Origin of the sequence: Micromonospora sp. NBC_01739, assembly GCF_035920385.1 — a bacterium.
GTDB lineage: Bacteria > Actinomycetota > Actinomycetes > Mycobacteriales > Micromonosporaceae > Micromonospora.
This window is the reverse complement of record NZ_CP109151.1, coordinates 4,255,014-4,273,416: the sequence shown is the minus strand read 5'-3', so window position 1 is coordinate 4,273,416 and position 18,403 is coordinate 4,255,014. Positions and strand designations below refer to the sequence as shown.

Here is an 18,403-nt window from a genome sequence, read left to right as displayed (position 1 = left end):
GTTCATCTCCTCGCCGTCGCTTGCACCGTTGCCTCCGAGGCTAGGAATCCGGTCGAGGTGGCTACAAGGGATCGGTGATCAGCAATGCTTCTCACTCTCTGCGGCAGTACTTCACCGAGCAGTTCACCGATGATCCGAATGCCGCCGGGGGTCAGCACGGATTCCGGGTGGAACTGCACCGAGGCGAATCCGGGACCGATCAGCCCGTGCACCTCGCCGCTGTCCGCCTCGCGCAACACCGTGATCGCCCCCGGCCGGTCCGGGCTGGTGATCTCCGGCGTCGGGCTCTGAGCGGCGAACGTGTTGTAGAAGCCGACCAGTTCGGTGCGGTGCCGGAACGGGATCCGCCGCTGGGTGCCCTGGTTGGGGAAGGGGATCCGGGTCACCTCCAGGCCCAGCACGGTGCTGAGCACCTGGTGGCCCAGGCAGATGGCGAAGAAGGGCACCCCCAGGGCGAGCAGCCGCCGGGCCGCCGTCCGCAGGGTCATGATCTTGTGGTCGGTGAACTGCCGGGGGTCCCCGGGCCCGGGGCCGAGCACCACCAGATCGTGCCGGTCCAGGTCGTACGCTTCGTCGAAGCGGCGTACCTCCACCTCGAAACCGAGGGCCACCAGGGCGTGCCGGAGCATCTCCGTGAAGGTGTCCTCGGCGTCGATCACGAGCACCCGGCGACCGGCCAGCCCGGGCTGGATCCGATCCCGGTCCTCCGGGTCGTCGAACCAGAAGTCGGCCAGGGGCCGGTTGCGGGTGGCCAGGGCGTGCCGGATCGAGGGGTGCAGACCCACCGAGGTGTCCGGCCAGGTGGCGGGGGCACCCGGCTGGTCGGCCAGGGCCTCCAGCAGCCCGGCCGCCTTGGCCCGGGTCTCGGCCGCCTCGGTGACCGGCTGGGAGTCGCGGACCAGGGTGGCACCCACCCCGATCCGCATCCGGCCGGCCAGGTCGATGTCGGCCGTACGGATCAGGATCGCCGAGTCGAGCTGCCGGGCCCCCTCGGAGTCCCGGCCGATCAACGCGATCAGCCCGGCGTAGTAGTCCCGCCCCCCGGGCTCGTACCGGGCGACCACCCGGCAGGCGCTCTCCAGGGGACCCCCCACCACGGTCGGGGCGAACAGGGTCTCCCGCAGGATGTCCCGGACATCCCGGGTGCTGCGCCCCTCGATCAGGTACTCGGTGTGGGCCACCCGGGCCATCTGCTTGAGCTGCGGACCGATCGCCCGGGCACCCCGGTCGCAGATCCGGCCCATCATCTTCAGTTCCTCGTCGAGCACCATGGACAGCTCGTTGGCCTCCTTGGCGTCCGCCAGGAAGTCGAGCATCCCGGCCAGGTGGGGGCCGCCGGGCGGATACCGGTAGGTCCCGCTGATCGGGTTCATCGTCACCGTGCCGGCGTCCAGGGTGACGTGCCGTTCCGGGGAGGAACCGATCAGGGTGCGCTCGCCGGTGTGCACCAGGAAGGTCCAGTGGGCCCCCGGATCCCGGCCGAGCAGGCGACGGAAGAAGATCAGGGCGGTCCGCGTCGACCAGCCGGTGATCTCGGTGTGGAAGGACCTTTTGAGTACGAAGTTGGCCCCGGCCCCGGTGCCGATCTCGTCGTCGATCACCTGCTGCACCAGTGCGGCGTACTCGTCGTCGTCCAGGTCGAAGTGGCCGCCGTCGTACTCGATCGGGGCCTGGGGCAGGGTGGCCAGCACCTCGGCGATCGGCAGCCGTTGCTGTTCGGTCACCGCGATGGTGACCAGGGGTGCCGCGTCGTCCGGGGCCTCGAAGCCGCGCTCGCGGATCTGCCGGTACGGCAGGATCGCCAGCAGGTCGTGCCGGGCCCCGGTGCCCCCCTCGACGGGCAGGGGGATGTCGGCGATCCGCTCCACCGTGTCCGCCGTACCGATGATCAGGTCGATGGTGTCGGGGTCGTGGCCGGGCCGGTGCAGCAGGGCGAAGGGGGGCCCGTCCGGGGCGGTGACCCGTTCCAGCCAGGTCATCGCGGTGCCCCCTGCATCATGGCCAGGGCGGTGCGGGTGGAGACGGTCACCGAGCAGCGGGAGGCCGCGTACTCCAACGCCAGGCGGTGGAACTCCGGGGTGAAGTCGGCGATGGCGTCGGCCACCAGGAAGGTCTGGATGTCGTTGGAGAAGCCCTCGTGGGCGGTCATCAGGATGCCGACATGGGCGTACACCCCGCAGATGACCAGCTGGTCGCGACCCAGGTCGCGGAGCTGGTCGAGCAGACCGGTCCGGCAGAAGGCGCTGGGCCGCCACTTGGTGTGTACGACATCCGGCCCGGCCGGGGCCAGCTGGTCGATGATCGCCCGGTGTTGCGGGTCGGCGCTCATCCCGCTGCCCCAGAAGTCCTTCAGCAGGCCACGCTGCCGGTCGTCCATCCCACCCGGCTGGGCGGTGTAGGTGACCGGTGCGCCGGCCGCGGTGAAGGCCTCCCGCAGCGCCTGGACGTTGGGCACCAGCTCGCTGACCGGTGACTGGGTGGCCGAGAAGGGTTGCAGGAAGTAGCGCTGCATGTCGTGGATCAGCAGCACCGCCCGGGCGGGATCGATGATCCACCGTACGGTGTTGACCGGCAGTTCGTGTTCGGCCGGCATCGGGTACGGCGCGATCGCGGGGATCGACATGGGTACCTCCGTGGTCTCCAGGGTTTCGTGGGGCAGGGTCAGGCGCCGAGCGACGCACCGCCGTCGACGACCAGTTCGTGCAGGGTGATGTGGGACGCCCGGTCCGACAGCAGGAACAGCACCGCCGCGGCGATGTCCGCGGGACTGGCCAGCCGGCCCAGCGGAATGCCCACCCGGAAGGTGTCCGCGGTGCCCTCGATGGAGATCCGCCGGGCGTCATCGTCGGCCCAGAGGGAGGTCAGCATCGGGGTGTCCGTGGAGCCGGGCGCGACCACGTTGCACCGGATGCCGTGCCCGGCCACCTCCAGCCCGAGCACCTTGGTGAAGCTGGTGGCCGCCGCCTTGGAGGCCGCGTAGGCACCCATGTGCCAGCGCGGCACCGCGGTGGCGTTGGAGGCGACCGTGACGATCACCCCGAAGCGGCGGGGCACCATCGCCCGGGCGACCGCCCGGCTGACATGGAACACCCCGGTCGTGTTGACCGCGAAGGTGTTGTTCCAGTCCTCGTCGGTGAGCTCGGTGGCCGCTGCGGTACGCAGGATCCCGGCCGCGTTGACCAGGTAACCGATCCCACCCAGCTCCCGCTCGACCTGGTCGATCACCTCGTCGACCTCGGCGCTGACGGAGACGTCGACCGGATAGGCTCGCACCCCCTCGACCTCGTCGGCCAGTTCCTTCAGGGCCACCGGGTTGCGATCCAGCGCCGCGACCGCGACCCCGGCCGCGGCCAGGGCCCGGACGACGGCCGCGCCGATGCCTCCCGCGGCCCCGGTGACCACTGCTGTTCCGCTCGTCATGTCAATCGCCTTCCGTGTTGGTGGCTCGGCGGATCCACTGCGCCACGACCCCGGGATCGACCCCCAGGCGACGTATGGAGAAGGAGGCGAGAGCGTCCAGGTACTGCGCCTGCAGGTCGCTCTCGTCGAGGTCGACCGGCCGCCCGCCACGCACCCGGACCTGCCCGGCGACCAGCACGGTGTCCACGTCCTGGGAGCCGCCCAGAGCCAGGAAGCCCTCCAACGGGCGGGGATTGAGCAGGTACCGCCAGTCCTGGGTACGGATCAGCTGGATGTCGGCCTGGTGGCCGGGCTCCAGGCTGCCGATGCCGGCCCAGTCCAGCCCTCGGGCCGGGATCCGGGTGGCCATCGCCAGGGCGTCGGTGGGCCGGACCTCGGTCGGGTCCGCGGACATCTCGTTGAGTTGCTGCCAGACGGCCCGCATGTTCTCCGCCATGCCGCCCACCGGCAGGGGTGCGCCGTCGGTGGACAGGGACACGTCCAGTCCGGCCCGACGGAAGTGCGGCATGGCCCGGGTCTCGGTCACCGTGGCCTCGCCGGCCGGGCCGTACTTGGCCGGTGAGTAGCTGATGTGCGCGTTCGCGGCCACCAGCATCTTGCGTTCGTCCTCGTCGGCGAAGGCGCAGTGCACCGCCATGAACCGGTCCGAGAGCAGCCCCAGGTCGGCGAAGCGGCGGACCGGGGTGGCGCCGAAGTAGGTCCGGGACACCTCCACCTCGTTGCGCAGCGCGCCGACATGGGTGGCGAAGGGCAGGTCGTGGCGCCGGACGAGTTCGGCGAAGCCGGCCCCCAGCTCGTCGGTCATGTTCAGGCTGTAGACCGCGGTGGGACGGGCCCGGAGCAGGCCGGTGGTGTCCCCGGCGAGGTCCCGGACCACCTCCTCGATGCCGGCCAGCACCAGGTCGGCGTCCCGGGTGCGACGGAAGCGGGTCTCCCCGGGCGCGCACCGGGCGTCACTGGCCCAGGTGCTGATCGAGCAGCGCATGCCCAGGCTCCGGGCGGCGGCGGCCAGGGCGGTCGGGTGGTTGAAGGATCCGACGTCGCCCAGGGTGGTGACCCCGGACCGCAGCTGGGTCCACATCGAGTACCGCGCGATCGCGGTCGCCTCGTCCGGGGTGAGATCCGCGATCAGGTCGGTGAAGTCGTCGAAGGCCCCGGAGATCGCCCGGACATCGCCGCCCAGGGCCATGAAGACCGGCCGGTCCTCCCGGTCGCTGGGGGAGCGCAGCGCCCCCTTGAACGGGAAGCGCATCGCGAACATCTCGTGCCAGTGCGGGTTCACGAAGCCGGGCAGGATCATCATGCCCCGGGCGTCCAGCACCCTGAGTTCCGCGCGCTGCTGCGGTAGCAGCGTCGCCTCCACCTCCTCGGTCGGACCGACGGCGGCGATCCGGTCGCCGGTGACCAGGACCGCGCCGTCGGGCAGCACCCGATGCTCGTCATCGGCCGGGTAGAGGCTGCCGCCTCGGATCAGCAGTGTCGTCACGATGCGTCCCTCCGTCGCCGGTCGGTTACCAGCAAAACGCTATGGCGGTAACATGAGGCGGACAAGGGAGCCGCTATTAGCGCAACTACTCGACTTGAGCGCTACCGATGTATTTGAATAGCCGGTAGAGTTCGCGGAATGAGAGGACAGCCCGGAGGTAGGACGGCCGCACCGGACGGACTGGCATTGGTGCAGGCCTTCATCAACAGCGTCAATGTCGAATTCGGGCCGGACGAGTTCGCCGATCTGGCGGGGTTCGCCCGCTGGCTGGCCCGCAACGGCTGGCCCGAGGTGCAACCGGACGAGCTCGACCGGCGGGACGCGATCGCCCTGCGGGAGGCCCTGCGGGCCCTGGCCCGGGAACACAACGGCGGGCCGCCGGCGACGACGGCCCGCCGCACGGTGGCCCACATCTCGGCCGGGTGCCCACTGGTGGTCGGCTTCGCTCAGGACGACGGTGACCCGGCACTGCTACCCACCCAGGACGGGGTACGGGGAGTGCTGGCCACCGTGCTGGCCGCGGTTACCCGGTCCGTGGTCGAGGGCACCTGGCCACGACTCAAGGCATGTCACGAGCACCGCTGCGAATGGGTCTTCTACGACCGGTCCCGCAATCGCAGCAGTCGGTGGTGTTCGATGGACATCTGCGGGGTCCGGGCCAAGATGCGGGTCTACCGCCAGGGGCGGCGTCAGGCCGAGCGGGAACCGGCCCCGGAGGCCACCGCCGCGGCGGCGACCCCGAGGCCGGGGGTCAGCTGACCGGTCACCCCGACCAGGTCCGGTCCGCGTGTCGTTCCCAGACGCAGTAACCGTTGCCCCGCAGTCGGCGCAGCACCTTCAGGTGCCGGCGCGCCGATCCCCGGCGTGACTCCAGGATCGCCTTCAGGTAGCGGCGCCGTTCCTCCACGATCGCTTCCGCCCTGGTCATGTCCCACCCCTGCCCTTCCTATCCGTCGAAGTTCCCTTCTCGGGTCACGGTGCGCGTTCCCGGCCGAGCAGGTGCCGGGCCACGACGAGCTTCGTGGCGGCGGCGGTTCCGTCGGCCAGTTGCAGGCCCACGACATCGCGCAGGCGCTGGGCCATCGGCCCGTCCTCCGACCAGCCCAGGTGCCCCAAGGTCAGCAGGGACTGGTGCACCGCCTCCATGGCGGCCTTGGGGGCCCACCACTTGGCCATGTTGGCCGGCAGCCGAGGGTCACCACCGGTGTCCGCCGCGGTCAGCGCCTCGAAGGCGACCAGCCGCGCGGCGTGCATCATCGTCAGGTGTTCCACCAGCGGGAAGGTCACCGCCTGGAAGCGGCTCAGGGGCTGCCCGAAGGCCTCCCGTTCCCCGGCATGGGCGAAGGCGGCGTCCAGGGCGGCCCGACCGACCGCGATGGCCATCAGGGCGATGTACGCCCGGGACACCCCGAACCCGCGCATCACCTGGACGAACCCCATCCCTTCGGCGCCGACCAGGTCGGCGGGGGAGAGCCGGACCTCCTCCAGCAGGATGCGCCCCCGCCCTCCGGAGCGGCAGCCCAGATCGGACTGCCCCTCGACCCGTACCCCCGGGGTGTCCAGGGACAGATAGAAGGCGCTGATCCCGCGCGGCCCCGCACCCCCGGTGCGGACGAACAGCAGGGCGTGGGTGGCGTACACCGCCGCCATGATCGAGGTCTTCTCGCCGCTGACCACCCAGCCCTCGCCCTCCGGGCGGGCCCGCATCCCGATGTTGGCGGCGTCCGTGCCGTGCTCCGGCTCGGTCAGGGCCAGGGCCACCACGGACTCGCCCCGGGCGATCGGCGGCAACCAGCGGGCCAACTGTTCCTCGGTGGCGTTGGCGGCCAGCACCCCGCCGACCAGGGCGGCGTTCAGCACCGGGAAGCACACCGACAGGTCGGCGGCGGCCAGTTCCTCCAGGGCCAGGCCGACATAGGCCGTATCCAGGCCACGACCGCCGTAACCGGTGGGTATGCGCAGTCCGAACAGGCCGGTGGCGGCGATCTCGGTGAGCAGGCCCTCGCGGTACCGCCCGGCCCGGTCGCTCTGCACCCGGAAGGGTGCCACCCGCTCGCTGGCGAACGCGCGGATCTCCTTGGCGAAAAGGTCCTGATCGGTAGAGAGGTGGAAATCCATCGTTACCCCCTGACGCGTTCGCGCAGCACGAACTTCTGGATCTTGCCGGACGGGGTGCGGGGAAGGGCCGGCAGCAGCTCGACCCGTTCGGGCCAGAACTGCTTGGCCATTCCCAGGCCGGCCAGATGGGTCCGGACCTCGTCCAGGGTCACCGGCGGACCGCCGGTGACCAGCACCGCGCAGGCCCGCTCGCCCAGGCGGTCGTCCGGATAGCCGACCACGGCCACATCGCGGATCGCCTCGTGGCGCAGCAGGGCCGCCTCCACCTCCACCACGGGGATGTTCTCCGCCCCGCGCATGATGATGTCCTTGACCCGACCGGTGATCCGGATGCCGCCGTACCCGTCGTCACGCGCCAGGTCCCCGGTGTCGAACCAGCCGTCCGGGGTGACCGAGGCGGCATAGGTCTCCGATCGACGGAAGTAGCCCAGGCACTGGCTGGCGCCCCGCACCTGGAGCAACCCGGAGGTGCCCGACGGGACCGGCCGGCCGGTCTCCCGGTCGACGATCCGCACCTGCATCCCGGGCACCGGGGTGCCGTCACTCTCCGCTGCCCGTAGTGGGGGTTCCTCCGGCCGGGTGATCGTCACGCAGCCGTTCTCCGACATGCCCCACAGGGCGTACAGGCGGCAGCCCAGCACCTCCCGGGCGTCCTCGACCAGCTTCGGGGCGATCGGGGCGCTGCCGGTGGCGAAGGTGCGCAGCGCGGAGAGGTCGCGTGGGCGGGCCCGCTGTTCCTCGATCAGATCGGACAGGAAGGTCGGCGCCCCCATGAAGAAGGTGACCCCGTGCTCCTGCATGATCCGCAGCATTGCGGCCGGGTTCCAGGCGTCCACCTGCACGGCCGTTCCCCCCAGCAGCAGCGGCATCACCAGGTTCCAGGTGTAGCCGGCCTGGTGGGTGGTGGGTGACCCCATCGCGGTGACCTCGTCGCCGGTCAGGTGCAGCACCTGGGCCTGGGCCCGGTTCATCGCGTCCATGGTGCGATGGCTGTGCACCACGCCCTTGGGCTCACCGGTGGTGCCGGAGGTGAAGATGACCTGGGCCGGGTCGTCCGGGTCCGGCGCCAGGGCGGCCAGGTCGATCGGGGGCGCCGGGCGGAGCAGGTCGATGTCGAAGTCCAGGGTCCCCGCCTCGCCGGCGGCGCAGTGGTGCCCGTCGTGCAGCAGCACCCGGTGACGGAGGGTGGGCACGGCCGCCGCCACGGCGGCGCTCATGTCCGCGTACGAGAATCCGCGGAACTCGGCCGCGGCCACGTACACCGGGCTCTGGGTCAACCGGGTCATGAACTCGACCTCGCGCTGGCGCATGATCGGCACCACCGGTCCGGCCACCGCCCCGATCCGGGCACAGGCCAGGATCATCGCCACCAGTTGCCAGGAGTTCGGCAGTTGCAGGGTGACCACCTCGCCCCGGCGTACCCCCAGGCGGACCAGGTTGGTGGCCAGCCGGTCGACCCGGTCGGCCAGGTCGGCGTAGGTGAGGGCCTCGGCGGTGTCGCCCCGGTAGCAGATCAGGGCGGTCCGGTCCGGCCGGTGGGCCGCCCAGTGGTGCAGCAGCTGCGGCAGGGTCTGGCCGGGCGGCATCATCGCGTACCTCCGATGGGGTGAACCGGCCGGCGCAGGGCCGCGCGGACCTTGGCGGCGACGGCGGCGGAGGTGACCCCGGCGTAATCGAGCAGGAAACGCTGGCCCCCGGAGACGTCGATGAAGGAGTCCGGCATGGCGATCCGGTGCACGGGCACCGGCAGGGTCTCGGCCAGGGCCTCGGTGACCGCGCTGCCCAGACCACCGGCCGCCCAGTGTTCCTCCACGGTCACCACCAGGCCGGTGATGCTCGCCGCGGCCAGGATGGTCGGGACGTCCAGGGGCTTGAGGGTGTGCACGTTCAACACCGCGGCCCGGATGCCGTCCCGGTGCAGCAGGTCGGCGGCCTCCAGGGCGGCCAGCAGCGGGTACGGCCCACAGGCCGCGATGGTCACATCCGTGCCGGCCCGGACCTGCTGGACCGTGCCGAGTCGGGGCGGAGGCCCGGCGGGCAGGGCCGGGGTCGCGTTGCGCCCCAGCCGCAGGTAGACCGGCCCCGGCACCCCGGCCGCCTGCCGGACCAGCTCCCGGGTCTGGGTGGCGTCGGCCGGCACCACCACGGTCATGTTCGGCAGGGCCCGCATCACCGCCAGGTCCTCAAGGGCGTGGTGGGTGGGGCCGAGGTGCCCGGCGGACACCCCGCAGTGGGTGGCCGCGATGCGTACCGGGGCGTTGGTCAGGGCGATGTCCACCTTGACCGCGTCCAGGGCCCGGGCCGAGGCGAAGGCCGCCATGGTGTTCACCCACGGCATCCGCCCGGCCCGGGCCAGTCCGGCCGCGGCGCCCATCAGGGTGTGTTCGGCGATGCCCACGTTCAGGTACCGGTTGGCGGTCGGGCCGAAGTCCACCCCCTTGAACAGGCCGGTGTCGCTGTCCAGGCAGACCACCCGATCATCCAGGGCCATCAGCTCGACCAGGGTGTCCCGGTAGGTCTCCCGGGAGGCGGGCGGGGCGACGGCGGGGGCGGTCACGACCGGCTCCGGCGCAGCACGGCCATCGCCTTGTGGTACTGCCGTTCCTTGAGGGCCACGTAGTGACTGCGCAGGTCCCCCTCGAGGTAGGGCAGGCCCTTGCCCTTCACGGTGTGCGCGATGACCAGGGTGGGGCGACCCTGCTCGGCGGGGGCCTCCAGGGCGGCCGTCAGCGCCTCGACGTCGTGCCCGTCCACCTCGTGGACGGTCCACCCGAAGGCCCGCCAGCGCTGCGCCATCGGCCCCAGCCGGCTGACCTGCTCGGTGCCACCGGTGATCTGCAACTGGTTGCGGTCGATGATCGCGGTGAGGTTGTCCAGGCCATGATGGGAGGCCACCCCGGCGGCCTCCCAGACCGACCCCTCCTGGGTCTCACCGTCCCCCATCACCACGAAGCAGCGACGGGCGCTGCCGTCCAGCCGGGCGGCCAGGGCGTACCCGATGCCCAGCGCCAACCCGTGCCCCAGGGAGCCGGAGGGGGCCTCCACCCCCGGCACCCCCGGGTGCGGATGGGCCATGAAGTGTCCGCCGGGCACGGAGTACTCGGCCAGGCGCTCGGCCGGGAAGTAGCCGGCCTCGGCCAGGGTGGCGTACAGCCCGATGCCGCCGTGTCCCTTGCTGAGCAGCAGGATGTCCCGATCCGGGGCCTGGGGGTCGGCCGGGTCCACGCGCATGACCCGCAGGTAGAGGGTGGCCAGGATCTCGACCAGGGACATCGAACCGCCCAGGTGCCCACCGTCCGGGCAGGCACACATGGTGACGATGCTCTCCCGGATCCGGGTCGTTCTCTGCGTCAGATCGGTGCTGGGTGGCGATGCGACAGCGATGCTCATGCCCGTCCTTCCGTCCGATATGTGGGTGGGGCTGCTCAGTTGGGGTGCAGGCCGGTGAACTCCAGGCCCTGCCGCTCCGGCAGTCCCAGGCGGATGTTCATGCACTGCACGGCGTTGCCGGCACCGCCCTTGACCAGGTTGTCCAGGGCGCTGATCACGGTCACCTGGGGTGCGCCGGGGTCGATCGCGAAGCCCACGTCGCAGAAGTTCGACCCGGAGAGGATCTTGGCGTCCGGAAACCGGTGCAGGCCGCGTCGATGCGCCACCACCCGGACGAAGGGTTCGTCCCGGTAGACCGTGCGGTAGGCCGCGCGGATCTTCCGCTCGTCCACCTCCTTGGTCACCTTCACCCGAGCCAGCAGCTGTACCCCCCGGACGGCCTCCACCCCGGTGGCCGTCATCCGGACCGGCAGGCCGGTGACCTGGGAGATCTCCGCCTCGTGGCGGTGCCGGGTGGGCGCGAAGACCCGCAGGGCGCCGCTGCGTTCGGCGTGCAGGTTCGCCGGTCCGGCGGTGTTGCCGGCCCCGCTCGACCCGGTGCGGGCGTCGATCGCCACCTCTCCCTCGATCAACCCGGCCCGGGCCAGTGGGGCCAGGGCCAGGATGCCGGCGTTGGCCATGCAGCCCGGCACGCTGATCCGGTCTGCGGTACGCAGCCGTCCCCGGTGGTACTCCGGGATGCCGGGTACGAAGGTGTCCAGCAGGTCGGGGGCGGTGTGCGCCACCCCGTAGTAGTCGGCGTAGGTGTCGGTGCAGCCCAGCCGGAAGTCACCGGACAGGTCGATCACCACCTCGGCCCGGTCCAGGAACTCCGGCATCCGCTGCATGGTCTCCCGGTGCGGGGTGGCCAGGAACAACACGTCGTACCGGTCGAGTTGGTCCTCGCCGACGAACGAGAGCTTGGTGCGCCCGCGCAGGTTGGGATGCACCCCGTCGACCAGTCGGCCGCCGAGCCGCCGGGAGGTGGCCGCCGCCAGTTCGATCCCGGGATGGGCGCTCAGCAGGCGCAACAGTTCCCCGCCGATGTAACCGGCCGCTCCGATCACCGCTACCCTTTTCATGCCTCCGCCTTCGTGATGAGCAGGTCCGCGATGGCCCCGGCGACATCGATGTCGCCGTGCGCGGATTCGAACCCGCGAAACTCGACCCGGTCGTTGACCTCGAGCACCGTCAGGCGGCCGTCGCCGTCCTCGATGAGGTCCACCCCGGCGATGTCGGCGCCCACCGCGGCGGCTGCCGCGACCGCCAGCCGCACCAGCTCCGGCCCGAGGTGGCAGGGTTCGCTGACCGCCCCCCGGGCCACGTTGGTGCGCCAGTCCTCGCCTCGGCGCCAGGTGGCGCCCAGAGCGCGTCCGCCGACCACGGCGACCCGGATGTCCCGGTCCGCCTTGGGCACCAGTTCCTGTACGTAGACGATGTGGGACTGCGGCGACGGCAGGGCCGCCACATGCTCCAGCACGGCACCGGCCATCGCCTCGTCGGTGACCCGGGTGACCAACCGGCCCCAGGAACCGACCAGGGGTTTGATCACAGCGGGGTAGCCGACCTCGGCCAACGCCTTCAGACCCGCCTCCGGGGTCATCGCCAGGGCCGTCCGGGGGGTCGGCAACCCGTGCCGCAGCAGTGCCGCCGAGGTCAGCCACTTGTCACCGCTCAGGTGGGTGGCAGCAGCCGTGTTCACCACCCGGGCACCGGCCGCCTCCAGGGCTTCGGCCGCGTACCAGGCCCGGTAGTGCCCGACCTCGCGGTTGAGCACTACCCGGCCGGCGTACCGGTCGGTGGCCGCGGTCACGGACAACGACCGGGAATCCAGGTGGGTGAACCGGCTGCCGCGCCGATCCAGCGCGGCCATGATCCTTTTTTCCTCGTACCGCACCCGCGAGGCGAGTACGACGAGATCGGGGGGAGAGGTGTCCATGACCGCGTCTCCGCTCTACTCGCCCCAGTCCTCTTCGACCTCCGGTGCGGTGCTCAGGACCGGTGGCCGGACAGAGGTGATCTCCAGGTCGGAACGGCAGTCCGTGCACTCGATGATCTCGCTCACCAGGGCGTCGTCGCCCACGTAGATCTCCGCCATGCACTCGGGGCACTCGGCGCCGCTTATGACGTTTTGCATCTCGCCTCCCTTGATCGATGTGATTGATTTCCTGTTAACAATCTAAGCGCCACTCACATCGACCTCCAATAAGGACACTGTTTCACCGATCCGCTGAACGCTTATCGGCCTCGCCAATAAGGAACGCTTCTCGTGTTCGGGTCCGATGCATCTGCATACGTGATTAGGCTCGCCAAAACGCCCAGTACACATGGAGGGAAAATGCGCGGAACTGCGTTTGCCCCGACCCTGGACAGCTTGGGTCAGTCCGACCGGAGCCCGGGAGAGGTGTTCGCGGCCGCGGTCCGCGACACCCCCGGGGACGAGATCACGGTGCGGTACAGCCTGCACCTGCCGGCGGCGTTCCCCCTGTTCGCGTCCCGCCCCCGGTACACCGTCCGGCACCTGATGAAGACCGCGAACGTGCCGGACGAGCCGACCCCGTTCGTGTACGAGCCGCCGGCCGGTCGGCTGGAGTCCGGGTCCACCTACGCGACCACCCCGGAGGCGGCCTTCGCGCCCCGGTTGACCCGGGCCGGGCTGACCGACCTCAGTGTCGCCGTGCCGCTGCCGGCCGGCCTGCTCGACGAGCCCGAACTGCTGGCCACCTTCGTGGACCTGCGGGTGCTGGTCCGGCTCTCCGCCCGGGAGAACGACGCCCTGCTCAACGGCACGGAGGACGGGGTGATCCAGGGGCTGCTCCGGCAGCCCGGAACCCGCCGCCGTACCGCCGAGCCCGACCTGGTGACCGCGGTGACCGCAGCCGCCGCGGATGTGGAGAACACCGGCGGCTCCTGCGACGGCATCGTGGCGCACCCGGACGTCTACTGGCAGCTGGTCCGCCACGGCGCCCTGGGTCGGCTCAACGCCGCCGGGATCACGGTCTCCCGGACCCGGATGATTCCCCCCACCCGCCTGCTGCTCGGCGACTTCAGCGCCGCGACCACCCTGCTGCTGCCCGGGGTCAGCTCCCTGGCGGTACGCCCCGGCGCGGGACCGGAGGGGGGCGACCTGATCGTGGCCACCACCCGGGTCGGCCTGGCGGTCCGCCTGCCGCAGCACCTGATGATCATGGAGCTGGGCGATGGCTGAGCCACGGGTGCTCTACCTGACCGGTTGGCTGCGCAGCGGCAGCACCATGCTCGGCAATGTGCTCGGCGAGCTGCCCGGGGTGCTGCACGTCGGCGAACTGCACTACCTGTGGCGTAACGGGGTGCTGACCGACGGCACCAACTCCAGCTGCGGCTGCGGGCGCACCCTGACCGACTGCGACCTGTGGGCCAGCGCCCTGGGCGGCGGCCACCACACCGCCGTCCGGGTCGACTCCGCCCGCCGCACCCTCCGGCTTCAGGGGTCCCTGCTGCGGACCCGGCACACCCCGGCCCGCCTGCGGGAGGTACGCCGGGGGGTCCGCAACCCCGAGGTCGACGAGGTGGTCGGGCAGACCGCGGACATCTACCGGCTGCTGGCCGACCGGGGCGGTGAACGGCTGATCATCGACGGGTCGAAGTACCCCGCCGAGGCGGCCACCCTGCTGGGCCGCTCCGATCTCGATGTCCGGGTGCTGCACATCGTGCGCGACCCCCGCCCCACCGCCTTCTCCTTCCTGAAGGCCAAGGAGTACATCGACCCGATGAGCCCGGCCCGCAGCAGCGGGTTCTGGACCGCCTTCAACCTGGCCTCCGAACTGGTCGGACGGCAGGCCGGGGAGCGGTATCTGCGGGTGCGGCACGAGGACCTCTGCGCCCGGCCCCAGGAGACCATCGACGAGGTGATGCGCTTCGCCGGATTGGCGGGTCCCTCCCCGGTGGATGCGGCCGGTCGGGTGGTGCTGCACCCCAACCACACCGTCACCGGTAACCCGGACCGGCTGGTCAGCGGCGCCACCGTGATCCGGGGGGACGACCGCTGGCGGACCGGGATGACCCCGGCCCAGATAGCGGTGGCCACCGCGCCCGCCCTGCCGCTGCTCGCCCGCTACGGCTACCCACTGGTGCCTCGAACCGAGGGATGACGCTCATGGATCTGGGACTCCAGGGACGGGTGGCGATGGTGGCGGCAGCCAGCAGCGGGCTGGGCCTGGCCGTGGCCCGGGCCCTGGCCGGAGAAGGGGCACACGTCTCCATCTGCGGCCGGGACCCGGCCAGACTGGCCCGAGCACACGCGGAGGTGGCCGCCTGCGGCCCCGGCCAGGTGTTCAGCATGCCGGTGGACCTCACCGACGAGACCGCCGCCGCCGGTTGGGTCGAACGCACCGCCGAGGCGTACGGACGGCTGGACATCGTGGTGACGAACACCGGCGGGGTGCAGTTCGGGCCGGTGGACAGCTTCCGGGTCCCGGACTTCCGGGAGGCCGTGGAGGGCAATCTGCTTCCGCACATCAGCGTCACCCTGGCCGCCCTGCCACACGTGCGGCGCAACGGCTGGGGGCGACTGCTGATGATCACCTCGGAGTCGGTGCGGCAACCGCACCCGGAGAGCGGCCTGTCCTCGGTCGCCCGCCTGGGGCTGCTCGGCTACATGAAGGGCCTGGTGGAGGCGCTGGGGTCGGCCGGGGTGACCGTCAACGTGATCGCACCCGGCTTCCACCGCACCCCCATCCTCGATCAACAGTTCGGCGTCGATGTCGAGGTCGAGATCGCCAAGGTCGCCGAGCGGATCCCGCTCGGTCGGGTCGGCGATGTCGCGGACTTCGGCGCGCTGGTCAGCTTCCTGGCCGGCGAACAGGCCGCGTACATCACCGGCTCCGTCGTGGTGGCTGACGGCGGCAACACCCGTGGACTCTGAAGGAGAAGGGCATGTCAGCACTGGGATTCGCCGCCAACAGCCGCCAGGACCCCCTCTACGTGATCAAACTCGGTAGCGCGACCCTGGCCCACGAACGGGTCTTCGACGAGTTGGCCGACCTGCGGGCCCGGGGGGCCCGACTGCTCGTGGTGGTGGGCGGGGCCGAGGGCATCCGTCAGCACTACGCCGAGATCGGTCGACCGATCCGCACCCTGACCCTGGCCAACGGGGACGAGGTGCGGTACTGCCCGCCGGAGGAACTGCCGTACATCGTGCAGGCGTACCGCTCGGTGACCCTGCGCCGGATCGCCGAGGCCGCCGCCGCCCGTGGGCTGACCGCCTTCACCGCGGTGGCCGCCGACGGGGCGCTGGTGACCGGGCGGCCCAACCCGCCGGTCAAGGTCACCGCCGAGGGGCGTACCCGGGTGGTCCGCGACCATCGGGCCGGCCGGGTCGCCGAGGTGGCCACCGACCGGCTGCAAGCCCTGCTGGACGCCTTCGACATGGTCTGTGTCTGCGCCCCGGTGGCCGATCCGGGCCACGCACCGCTGAATGTGGACGCCGATGTGCTCGCCGCCGAGCTGGCCAACGCCCTGGCCGCCGACCATCTGCGGCTGGTGACCGGCACCCCGGGCCTGCTCCGGGACCCGGCGGACCCGACGGACCGGATCACCGACGCGGTCGCCGGCGAGACCGGCAGGTACGCCAAGGGCCGGATGCGGCAGAAGGTCCGGGCCGCGGAGATCGCCCTGGCCGGCCCGGCTGACGTGGCCATCACCGGCCCGCACACCCTGAGTCCGGCCACCGGCACCCGGTTCTGGCGCGCCCCGGCCCCGGCCCCCGACCTGGAGCTGCTGGCCCGCGCCACGGAGATCTCCTCGGTCTCCGGCGACGAGCGGGAACTGGCCGAGTACCTGGTCGACTGGTGCACCACCCGAGGGCTGTACGCCCGCATCGACGACCTGGGCAACCTGGTGGTCACCCGGGGGGAGGGGGGTCGGCACCGGTTGCTGATGCTCGCCCACCTGGACACCGTGCCGTACCGCTGGCCGGCCCGCTGGGAGGGCGAGACCCTGTACGGCCGGGGCAGTGTCGACGCCAAGGGCTGCCTGACGGCCTTCCTGGAGGTCCTGGCCGAGACGGCGGTGCCGCCGGACTGTGAGATCCGGGTGGTGGGTGCCGTCGAGGAGGAGATCACCGCGAAGGGGGCCTTCCATGTGCGCGACCATTACCCGGCCGATGCCGTCATCGTCGGCGAGCCGAGCGGGGCGGCTGCGCTGACGGTCGGCTACTACGGGTTGCTCAAGGCCCGGCTCACCGTCAGCCACCCGGTCGGCCACACCGCCGGGCGGGGGGTCAGCACCGCGGCCGACCGACTCCACGAGCACCTGGCGGCGATCCGGGATCGGCTCGCCGAGGTGGCCCCGGAGGCCATGCTGGCCGTGCTGGGGGTGCGGGCGGGCAACGCCGGGGACCGACAGCAGGGTGAGGCCCTGTTAGACATCCGGGTGCCGCCCACGGCCTCGGTGCAGGATCTGGTCGCCCTGATCCGGGAGACCGCGCCGGATGCCCAACCGCAGATCCTGCGGGCCACCCCCGGGGTCCTCACCCCACGCAGCACCCCGCTGGTGAAGGCGTTCTCCCGAGCCTTCCGGGAGCAGGATCTGGTGCCGCGATTCCTGGCCAAGAAGGGCAGTAGCGACATGAACACCCTCGCCACCACCTGGCAGGGCATTCCGATGGTCGCCTACGGACCGGGCGACGCCACCCTGGATCACACCCCCCACGAGCATCTTCCGGCCGCGCAGTTGCGTACCGCGCGGCAGGTTCTGAAGATCGCGGTACGGAACTGGCTGACCGCCCGGACCCCGCAGGCGGTCCGCTGAACCCTGGGTACCCGGCCCGGGGTCACCGCGCGATGGCGTAGGTGACCCCGGGTCTCAGGGTCTGCGGCGGCCGGTCTGTGCCGGCGGTCCACTGGGCCGCAGCCCACTGGAACAAACGGCCGGGCACGCCGCAGGCCCGACCGAATCCGGTCGGGCCTGGTCGCGGTGCTACTCGGCGAAGGGATATCCGGCCAGGGCGTTCTGGAGGACCCGCCGGGCGGTACGGACGAAGGGAGGGGTTCCGGCGTTGGCGGAGACCGCCATGGTGACCGGAATCGGTCCGGGCGGCGCGGGCAGGTCGTCGGGGCCGGTACGCGGCAGCCCCCACAACCGGTCACCGTTGTCGATCAGGCAGGTGATGCCGAGGCCGGCTTTGGTGGCGGCACGCAGGCCGACCAGCTCGGAGCCCTCGTACCCCACCCGCCAGGGCACCGCCGCGGCGTTGAACAGGTCGACCACCCGGCTGCGCAGGGTGCTCGGCTCGGTGAACAGGGTGACCGGCAGCGCGGCGCCCTCGCCGTACACCGGCCTGCCGAACCAGTCCATCTTCAGATGGCCGAGTTCGTGGGTCACCGGGGCGCGCGGGGGGCAGGGTTGCAGCAACAGGGCCAGGTCCAGCTGCCCGCTGACGACCTGCCCTTCCAGGGTCTCACTGAGACCGGTTCGTACGCTGATTCTGGTGTGCGGCATCCGGTACGACAGCGAGGCGAGGATCTCCGGCAGGGCCTCGGCCAGTTGGTCGTCGACCCCGATGGAGAGTCGGGTGTCGCCGGTCGGCGGCATGAACCGCTCGACCACCTCGTCGTTGACCGCGACCAGCCGGCGGGCGTACCCGAGCAGTTCCTCTCCGGAGGTGCTGAGCCGCAGATCGCGGCCGGTGGAGAGGAATACCGGCTCCTTGATGAGCGAGCTCAGCTGACGGATCTGTTGGCTGATGGCGGGCTGGGTGACGTGCAGCGCCTCAGCTGCCCGCCGGAAGCCTCCGAGATCCACCACGGTCACCAGCGCACGGAGCCTGTTGATTTGCAGGTCGTGGTGCATGATTCCTCGCAAACATACTTGTCGACTGTGATGCGAGGTGCGGCATCAATTCCCACAATCGTAGGTTTGCGTCCGGCCGTATTCATACACCTCAGTTCATGAGCTGGGTGTGAAATTCTCACACCCAGCCGGTGAGGAGAAAACTATCGACCGGGTGGGCCGCTGTCGATAATTGATCCC

General features: G+C 71.3%; 18 protein-coding genes. 5 read left to right on the top strand and 13 right to left on the bottom strand.

Annotated features, from left to right (window positions below; translation table 11 throughout):
- Positions 1–2: 2 nt before the first annotated feature.
- From OIE53_RS19255 to OIE53_RS19240, 4 genes are read right to left on the bottom strand one after another with little or no spacing between them, the layout of a single operon-like run.
- Positions 3–1,979, bottom strand: a complete 1,977-nt coding sequence (locus OIE53_RS19255; protein ID WP_327022924.1) for an anthranilate synthase family protein — start codon at positions 1,977–1,979, stop codon at positions 3–5.
- Positions 1,976–2,623, bottom strand: coding sequence for an isochorismatase family protein (locus OIE53_RS19250; protein ID WP_327022923.1), 648 nt, complete (start codon positions 2,621–2,623; stop codon positions 1,976–1,978). The genes OIE53_RS19255 and OIE53_RS19250 overlap by 4 nt, the downstream gene beginning before the upstream one ends.
- 38 nt (positions 2,624–2,661) lie before the next feature.
- Positions 2,662–3,420: a 2,3-dihydro-2,3-dihydroxybenzoate dehydrogenase gene (locus OIE53_RS19245; RefSeq protein ID WP_327022922.1), complete on the bottom strand. Its 759-nt coding sequence runs from the start codon at positions 3,418–3,420 to the stop codon at positions 2,662–2,664.
- Position 3,421: 1 nt separating this feature from the next.
- Complete coding sequence (locus OIE53_RS19240; protein WP_327022921.1) at positions 3,422–4,906, bottom strand: amidohydrolase family protein; 1,485 nt, start codon at positions 4,904–4,906, stop codon at positions 3,422–3,424.
- Between the two features lie 138 nt (positions 4,907–5,044).
- On the opposite strand from OIE53_RS19240, the gene OIE53_RS19235 reads away from it, so the two are divergent.
- Positions 5,045–5,665: a CGNR zinc finger domain-containing protein gene (locus OIE53_RS19235; RefSeq protein WP_327022920.1), complete on the top strand. Its 621-nt coding sequence runs from the start codon at positions 5,045–5,047 to the stop codon at positions 5,663–5,665.
- Between the two features lie 4 nt (positions 5,666–5,669).
- On the opposite strand, the gene OIE53_RS19230 is transcribed toward OIE53_RS19235, so the two are convergent.
- From OIE53_RS19230 to lysW, 8 genes are read right to left on the bottom strand one after another with little or no spacing between them, the layout of a single operon-like run.
- The gene (locus tag OIE53_RS19230; protein ID WP_327022919.1) at positions 5,670–5,834 is read right to left on the bottom strand and encodes a hypothetical protein; all 165 of its coding nucleotides are present in this window, start codon (positions 5,832–5,834) and stop codon (positions 5,670–5,672) included.
- Positions 5,835–5,878: 44 nt separating this feature from the next.
- The gene (locus OIE53_RS19225) at positions 5,879–7,024 is read right to left on the bottom strand and encodes an acyl-CoA dehydrogenase family protein (protein WP_327022918.1); all 1,146 of its coding nucleotides are present in this window, start codon (positions 7,022–7,024) and stop codon (positions 5,879–5,881) included.
- A gap of 2 nt (positions 7,025–7,026) precedes the next feature.
- On the bottom strand, positions 7,027–8,613 hold the full coding sequence (locus OIE53_RS19220; protein ID WP_327022917.1) for an AMP-binding protein: 1,587 nt from the start codon (positions 8,611–8,613) through the stop codon (positions 7,027–7,029).
- On the bottom strand, positions 8,610–9,581 hold the full coding sequence (locus tag OIE53_RS19215) for a transketolase family protein (RefSeq protein WP_327022916.1): 972 nt from the start codon (positions 9,579–9,581) through the stop codon (positions 8,610–8,612). Before OIE53_RS19215 ends, OIE53_RS19220 begins: the two co-directional genes overlap by 4 nt.
- A complete protein-coding gene (locus OIE53_RS19210) occupies positions 9,578–10,414 on the bottom strand; it encodes a transketolase (protein ID WP_327022915.1) in 837 nt (278 codons plus the stop codon). Before OIE53_RS19210 ends, OIE53_RS19215 begins: the two co-directional genes overlap by 4 nt.
- Before the next feature lie 35 nt (positions 10,415–10,449).
- Positions 10,450–11,475 carry an N-acetyl-gamma-glutamyl-phosphate reductase gene (gene argC / locus OIE53_RS19205; protein WP_327022914.1) on the bottom strand — a complete coding sequence of 342 codons (1,026 nt, stop codon included), beginning with the start codon at positions 11,473–11,475 and terminating at the stop codon, positions 10,450–10,452.
- Complete coding sequence (locus tag OIE53_RS19200; RefSeq protein WP_327022913.1) at positions 11,472–12,332, bottom strand: RimK family alpha-L-glutamate ligase; 861 nt, start codon at positions 12,330–12,332, stop codon at positions 11,472–11,474. Before OIE53_RS19200 ends, argC begins: the two co-directional genes overlap by 4 nt.
- 15 nt (positions 12,333–12,347) lie before the next feature.
- On the bottom strand, positions 12,348–12,530 hold the full coding sequence (lysW, locus tag OIE53_RS19195) for a lysine biosynthesis protein LysW (protein WP_327022912.1): 183 nt from the start codon (positions 12,528–12,530) through the stop codon (positions 12,348–12,350).
- A 237-nt stretch (positions 12,531–12,767) separates the two neighbouring features.
- Here lysW and OIE53_RS19190 point away from each other — a divergent pair, with 237 nt between their 5' ends.
- The 4 genes from OIE53_RS19190 to OIE53_RS19175 are packed head-to-tail and all read left to right on the top strand — an operon-like array spanning position 12,768 to position 17,182.
- Entirely contained in the window at positions 12,768–13,601 is an 834-nt protein-coding gene (locus OIE53_RS19190) for a family 3 encapsulin nanocompartment shell protein (RefSeq protein WP_327022911.1), read from the top strand.
- Positions 13,594–14,523 carry a sulfotransferase gene (locus OIE53_RS19185; protein WP_327022910.1) on the top strand — a complete coding sequence of 310 codons (930 nt, stop codon included), beginning with the start codon at positions 13,594–13,596 and terminating at the stop codon, positions 14,521–14,523. The genes OIE53_RS19190 and OIE53_RS19185 overlap by 8 nt, the downstream gene beginning before the upstream one ends.
- Before the next feature lie 5 nt (positions 14,524–14,528).
- Positions 14,529–15,296 (top strand): SDR family NAD(P)-dependent oxidoreductase, encoded by a 768-nt coding sequence (locus OIE53_RS19180; protein ID WP_327022909.1) that lies wholly within the window; start codon positions 14,529–14,531, stop codon positions 15,294–15,296.
- An 11-nt stretch (positions 15,297–15,307) separates the two neighbouring features.
- Complete coding sequence (locus OIE53_RS19175) at positions 15,308–17,182, top strand: M20/M25/M40 family metallo-hydrolase (protein ID WP_327022908.1); 1,875 nt, start codon at positions 15,308–15,310, stop codon at positions 17,180–17,182.
- A gap of 168 nt (positions 17,183–17,350) precedes the next feature.
- Here OIE53_RS19175 and OIE53_RS19170 read toward each other — a convergent pair whose 3' ends face one another.
- Entirely contained in the window at positions 17,351–18,223 is an 873-nt protein-coding gene (locus tag OIE53_RS19170; protein WP_327022907.1) for a LysR substrate-binding domain-containing protein, read from the bottom strand.
- Positions 18,224–18,403 lie beyond the last annotated feature (180 nt).